General features: G+C 59.7%; 7 protein-coding genes and 4 tRNA genes. 7 read left to right on the forward strand and 4 right to left on the reverse strand.

The window, feature by feature from the left end; all coding sequences use genetic code 11:
• On the reverse strand, nt 1-181 hold a 181-nt coding region (locus G113_RS20810), incomplete at its 3' end, for a tetrahydrofolate dehydrogenase/cyclohydrolase catalytic domain-containing protein (protein WP_330216949.1).
• Nucleotides 182-396: 215 nt separating this feature from the next.
• On the opposite strand from G113_RS20810, the gene G113_RS18895 reads away from it, so the two are divergent.
• The 6 genes from G113_RS18895 to ykgO all read left to right on the forward strand — a co-directional run bounded on the left by G113_RS18895 (nt 397) and on the right by ykgO (nt 1,649).
• Nucleotides 397-473, forward strand: a tRNA-Pro gene (locus tag G113_RS18895).
• 67 nt (nt 474-540) lie between these two features.
• Nucleotides 541-617 (forward strand) — tRNA-Arg (locus tag G113_RS18900).
• Nucleotides 618-652: 35 nt separating this feature from the next.
• Nucleotides 653-728 (forward strand) — tRNA-His (locus G113_RS18905).
• 61 nt (nt 729-789) lie between these two features.
• Nucleotides 790-873: transfer RNA gene (locus G113_RS18910), tRNA-Leu, on the forward strand.
• A 384-nt stretch (nt 874-1,257) separates the two neighbouring features.
• Nucleotides 1,258-1,527: a type B 50S ribosomal protein L31 gene (locus G113_RS18915; RefSeq protein WP_005909328.1), complete on the forward strand. Its 270-nt coding sequence runs from the start codon at nt 1,258-1,260 to the stop codon at nt 1,525-1,527.
• The gene (ykgO, locus tag G113_RS18920) at nt 1,524-1,649 is read left to right on the forward strand and encodes a type B 50S ribosomal protein L36 (RefSeq protein WP_005909330.1); all 126 of its coding nucleotides are present in this window, start codon (nt 1,524-1,526) and stop codon (nt 1,647-1,649) included. Before G113_RS18915 ends, ykgO begins: the two co-directional genes overlap by 4 nt.
• Nucleotides 1,650-1,734: 85 nt before the next feature.
• Here the strand turns inward: ykgO and G113_RS18925 are convergent, their stop codons facing one another.
• From G113_RS18925 to G113_RS18935, 3 genes are read right to left on the reverse strand one after another with little or no spacing between them, the layout of a single operon-like run.
• Nucleotides 1,735-2,505, reverse strand: a complete 771-nt coding sequence (locus G113_RS18925; protein ID WP_005909332.1) for a transporter substrate-binding domain-containing protein — start codon at nt 2,503-2,505, stop codon at nt 1,735-1,737.
• Between the two features lie 60 nt (nt 2,506-2,565).
• A complete protein-coding gene (locus tag G113_RS18930; RefSeq protein ID WP_005909335.1) occupies nt 2,566-3,381 on the reverse strand; it encodes a carbon-nitrogen hydrolase family protein in 816 nt (271 codons plus the stop codon).
• 8 nt (nt 3,382-3,389) lie between these two features.
• Nucleotides 3,390-4,541 (reverse strand): methionine aminotransferase, encoded by a 1,152-nt coding sequence (locus G113_RS18935; RefSeq protein WP_005909338.1) that lies wholly within the window; start codon nt 4,539-4,541, stop codon nt 3,390-3,392.
• Nucleotides 4,542-4,656: 115 nt separating this feature from the next.
• Between G113_RS18935 and G113_RS18940 the strand changes: the two genes are divergently transcribed.
• Nucleotides 4,657-5,305, forward strand: a 649-nt coding sequence (locus tag G113_RS18940; RefSeq protein ID WP_040319397.1) for a LysR family transcriptional regulator, incomplete at its 3' end; no start/stop codon positions are given.

The raw sequence follows: 5,305 nt of genomic DNA on the forward strand, positions 1-5,305 counted from the left end.
CTTCCTCACAGGCGCGGCGCTTGCTGCCGACATAGACCTGAGAGGCGGGATCGGCCCCTATCAGTATCACAGCAAGCCCGGGGGCACGCTGCCCGGCGGCGAGCCGCTGCTGGACTTCGGTTGCTACCTGATTGCGAATCGTTTGCGCAACCTGTTTTCCGTCAATGATTTTGGCAGACATCGTTCTTCACTCACCATGGGTTCAACTGTGCGCATTGTCGCATTTTTTTAGCTGGGATGTTAGCGGCGCGATGCGGGCGGGCAAGAAGTAGACACTTGAATTTATTGATGGAAAAATTCGTTGACGCTGGCTCGAGCGCTTGGGTATGATGCCCGCCCGTTGCCCATCAGCCTTATCGCAGATAAGCTGTTGGCTGCAAGTGAAATGTAGTATCTCGGTGATTAGCGCAGCCCGGTAGCGCATCTGGTTTGGGACCAGAGGGTCAAAGGTTCGAATCCTTTATCACCGACCATTTTTATCGACAATGCATCGTGTATGGCCAATTGAAGTGCTGGATATGAGGTGTTGTTGAGCAAAATGCGCCCTTAGCTCAGTCGGATAGAGCAACGGCCTTCTAAGCCGTGGGTCGCAGGTTCGAATCCTGCAGGGCGCACCATCTTGCTGCGGCAAGCATGGTCAGATGTTTCAGTGGTGGCTGTAGCTCAGTTGGTAGAGTCCCGGATTGTGATTCCGGTTGTCGTGGGTTCGAGCCCCATCAGCCACCCCATTATTGTTGCCTGCTGGTATCTTGCGCGTTGAGCAGAAGGTGCGAGCAGCGAAAGTCCTTTGCGGAAGTGGCGAAATTGGTAGACGCACCAGATTTAGGTTCTGGCGCCCTAGGCGTGAGAGTTCGAGTCTCTCCTTCCGCACCATGCTTTATCGATAGAGTCGGATGATCTTCCTGCATCCAAAAAGAAAGGCCCGTCACTGACGGGCCTTTTTGCATCTGGGGTGCCCTCTGCCAGCTATGTAGAGGTGTCCTATTGCACCTGTCTGTCTCCCCTTGTCATCACGGGGACTGCTCTCTTTACTGTCACCGATTCTCTTCCTCTGTGCCGCTCGTCCATTGTATTGGCTGATGGGCTAGTCATGCCCTTTTGCTCTTTCCTCGACGGGCGGGTCTGTCGAGGCTGGTCTGGGTGATCCGTCAGGGGCACTCCCTGATGGTTTATTGTGCAAAGTCGTTGATGGATATTGATAACTCTTCTTGATTGGGATATTTTGTGTTTCGTTATAACATAACAATTGAGGCGATTATGAAACCTGATACTCATCCCGAATACCGCAAGGTGCTGTTTCACGATGTAACGGCCAATAGCTATTTCCTGGTGGGGTCCACCCTGAAGACGGATCGCACTCAGATATGGGCGCAGGATGGCCAGGTGTACCCTTATCTGACACTGGATGTTTCCAGCGCCTCTCATCCCTTCTACACCGGCAAGCAAAAGCAGGTGGGCACCGAGGGGCAGGTGGCGCGCTTCGGTCAGCGCTTTGGTGCTTTCCTCGGTAAGCAGGAGGCGGCATGAAGGTACTCGCATCCCTTAAATCGGCCAAGACGCGTCACCCTGACTGTCAGTTGGTGCGTCGCCGCGGCAAGTTGTTCGTGATCTGCAAGAGCAATCCGCGCTTCAAGGCGCGGCAGGGATAAAGGGAGGCCACGGCCTGTCTTCACTGAGAAGGGCGACCCATGGTCGCCCTTTATTGTCTCTTCGTGTGCCGCAGCTAGCCTGCCATCAGAGCAGATTTTCGAGCTGATATTTCTTGAGCAGCTTGTCGAAGGTGCCATCGGCCTTGACACTATCGATGGCTGCGTCAAACGCCCCCTTGAGCTTGTCGTTGTTTTTGCGCAGCGCCACCGCCACCCCTTCGCCCAGGATCTTGTCCTGGGTGCCATTGAACTGGGGACCCACGAATTCAAACTGCTTGCCCATCTCTTTTTCGAGGAAGCCGACCTTGAGCTGCACCATGTTGCCGAAGGTGTAGTCGGCGCGGCCGGACTGCAGATCCAGCATGGGAGACTGGGCATTGACGTAGCGTTTGATGCTGGCCACATCGCCATAACGTGCCGTGATGAAGTTATCCTGGGGGGTGCCTTCCTGCACGGCGATCACCTTGCCCTTGAAGTGGGCCGGATCATCGCTGAAGTCGGCGGCCTTGTCGCTGCGGCCCACGAAGCGGTTTTGCATCATGTAGTAGACCTTGCTGAAGTCGACTTTCTGGCGCCGCTCATCCGTGATGTTCATGGAGGACATGATGGCGTCGTATTTACGTACCTGCAGGCCCGGCAGCAAGGCATCCCAGGGTTGGTTGATCACCTCGCACTCGGCCTTCATTGCGGCGCACAGGGCATGGGCCAATTCGACTTCGAAGCCGCCTACTTTGCCGCTGCTATCGACCATTTCGAAGGGGGGATAGGTGGCATCGGTGGCGATCACCAGGGGTTTGGCGACGGCCTGGCCTGTGGCGGTCAGCGCCATCAGCATCATTATTGCATTGAGTTTCATGGTCAATCCCTTGAGTGTGGCGTCATGCGCATAGTCGTGAGTACTTAACGTGGGTCGGCTTCATGGGCCGACGCTTATCTTGCGATGATCGAGGGCCGGCAACTGGCGACGCAGTGTGCGCTGGGCGGCCAAGTCCAGGGTGGCGATGGCCATCCCCTGACCCTCTTCGATCCGGGCCAGGATCCGGCCCCAGGGATCGATAATCATGCTGTGGCCGAAGGTGCGGCGTCCGCCCGGGTGATGTCCACCCTGAGCCGATGCCAGCACGAACGCCAGGTTTTCCACCGCCCGAGCCCGCAGCAGCAGCTCCCAGTGCGCCTGTCCCGTGGTATGGGTGAAGGCGGCGGGCAAGGCGATGAAATCGGGCGCAGGCCCGAGCCGGAATAGCTCGGGGAAGCGCAAATCGTAACAGATCCCAAGACGCAGCTGGCCCCAGGGCAGCGCGTGGCTCACCACCTCCCGGCCCGGGCTCATGGTCGCGGCCTCGTCATACTGCTCCTGCCCGGTGCAAAAGCCAAACAGGTGCAGCTTGTCGTAGCGGCTGGCGAGCTGCCCTCGCGGGTCGATAAGCAGGCTGCTGTTGTGCATCTTGCCGGGCTCGTCGCTTACGAGCGGCAATGTGCCCGCCAGTAGCCAGATCCTGAGCTCCCGGGCCAGCCCCTGGGCCCAGGCCAGCAGAGGGTGATCGCTCACGGGGGCGGCCAGGGCCACCCGCGCCCGCTCGTCGGCGGGCATCAGGTAGAAGTATTCCGGCAGCTGGGCAAACTCGGCCCCCTCGGCCGCCGCCTGGCGCAACAGGGCCTCGGCCTGGGTCAGGTTGGTGGCGAGGCAATCCCCGGACACCATCTGCAACACGGCGACACGCACTGAATCCATAGTGCCTCCTAGACGCCGCACAGGCGCTCGGCGCCGGCCAGCAGGGTGTCATCATCCTTGGAGAAGGAGAGGCGAATGACCCGTTGATCCGTGCCGTCGTGATAGAAGGCCGAGACGGGAATGGTGGCGACCCCGTGATCGCGGATCAGGCGTTGTACGAACAGGCTGTCGGCCTCGTCGCTTACCCGCTCGTAGCTGGCCAGCATGAAGAAGCTGCCGGCCGAGGGCAAGAGGGTAAAGCGTGACTCGGCAAGGGCCGAGACCAGCAGGTCCCGTTTTTGCTGGTAGAAAGCGGCCAGCCCCTGATAGTGAGCCGGTTGCTGCAACAGGTGGGCAAAGCCGTACTGCATGGGGGTGTCGGCGGCGAACATGGCGAATTGGTGCACCTTGCGGATCTCCTCCATCAGCGGGCGGGGGGCCACGCAGTAACCCACTCGCCAGCCGGTGACATGGAAGGTCTTGCCAAAGGAGAAGACGGCGACGGAGCGCTCAATCAGCTCGGGGTAACGGATCACGCTCTGGTGCAGGGCGCCATCAAATACCACATGCTCGTATACCTCGTCAGAGAGAATGATGATATCGGTGCCGCGGACCAGGCGGGCGAGCCGCTCTTGATCCGCCGCCTGCCAGATGGTGCCGGTCGGATTATGGGGGGTGTTGAGCACTATCATGCGGGTGCGGGGCGTGATGCGCGCCGCCACCTCATCCCAGGGGATAGTGAAATCCGGAGCCTTGAGGGCGATGACCACGGGGGTGGCGCCCTGCAACTGGATCATGGGGCGATAGCTGTCGAATGCGGGCTCGAACATGATCACTTCATCCCCTGGATGAACCAGGGCCGTGATGGCGCAGAACAAGGCTTCGCTGGCACTGGCGGTGATGGTGATCTCCTCGCCGACATCATAGGTGTGGCCATAGCTGGCCGCTATCTTGGCCGCCAGTTGTTCGCGCAACTCGGGCAGCCCCGTCATGGGGGCATATTGGTTTTCACCCGCGAGCATCGCCTCGTGGGTCACCCGGATGAGCGCGGGATCGCAGGGGAAGCTTGGCGCTCCCTGAGATAGATTGATGCTGGGATGGCGCGCGGCCAGATCCCCAATCACGCTGAAGATGGTGGTACCCACCTGGGGCAGTTTGCTGATGATACGGGGAGAAGACATGACGCCATCACCTGAATGTGTGGAAGATGTCTCTGTTTTAGCGTCCTGACCCCTTGCCCGGCAAAGGATTATTCGGCATGGTATGCATGAGTTTTTCTCAAGCATGGAGGCTTGTATGTTAACGACCCAGCCGCGTAGCCAGTTGCCCCTGTATGGGTTGCAAGTATTCGAGTGCGCCGCCCGTCATCTGAGCTTCACCCTAGCGGCCGATGAGCTGTGTGTGAGTCAAGGCGCCGTGAGCAAGCAGATCGCCCAGCTGGAGGCACGCCTTGGCCATCTCCTCTTCCTGCGCGGCACCCGCTGCCTGAGTCTCACACCGGCCGCCGAGCGGTTGCTACCCTTCGTCAGCGAGGGGCTGGCCCGAATGGGGGAGGGGTTGGGCGCCCTGCAAACCTTGCCGCGCCAACAGGCCATCAGCATCAAGGTGCCCTCCTGCGCCAGCCGCTGGTTGCTGCGTCGGTTGCAAGACTTCGAAGGTGAGGCGGTCGAGGTACGCGGCAGCCATAGCCATGGCATCGACTTTGCCCGCGAGCCGTTCGATCTTGCCATCGTCTATCAACCCACTCAGGCCCGGCTGCTTCACAGCCAGCCACTGTTTCGAGAGCGGTTGACCCCCATCTGCACCCCTGCCTTTGCGGCTAAATACCAGTTGTTTGAACGCCCCATCACCGACCTGCTGGCACTGCCGCTACTGCATGCCAGTGCGGACAGACGCGACTGGCGGAACTGGTTCGCCACCTTTGTCGAAACGCCCTGGTTGCCTC

This window comes from Aeromonas molluscorum 848 (assembly GCF_000388115.1).
Taxonomy (GTDB): Bacteria; Pseudomonadota; Gammaproteobacteria; order Enterobacterales; family Aeromonadaceae; genus Aeromonas; species Aeromonas molluscorum.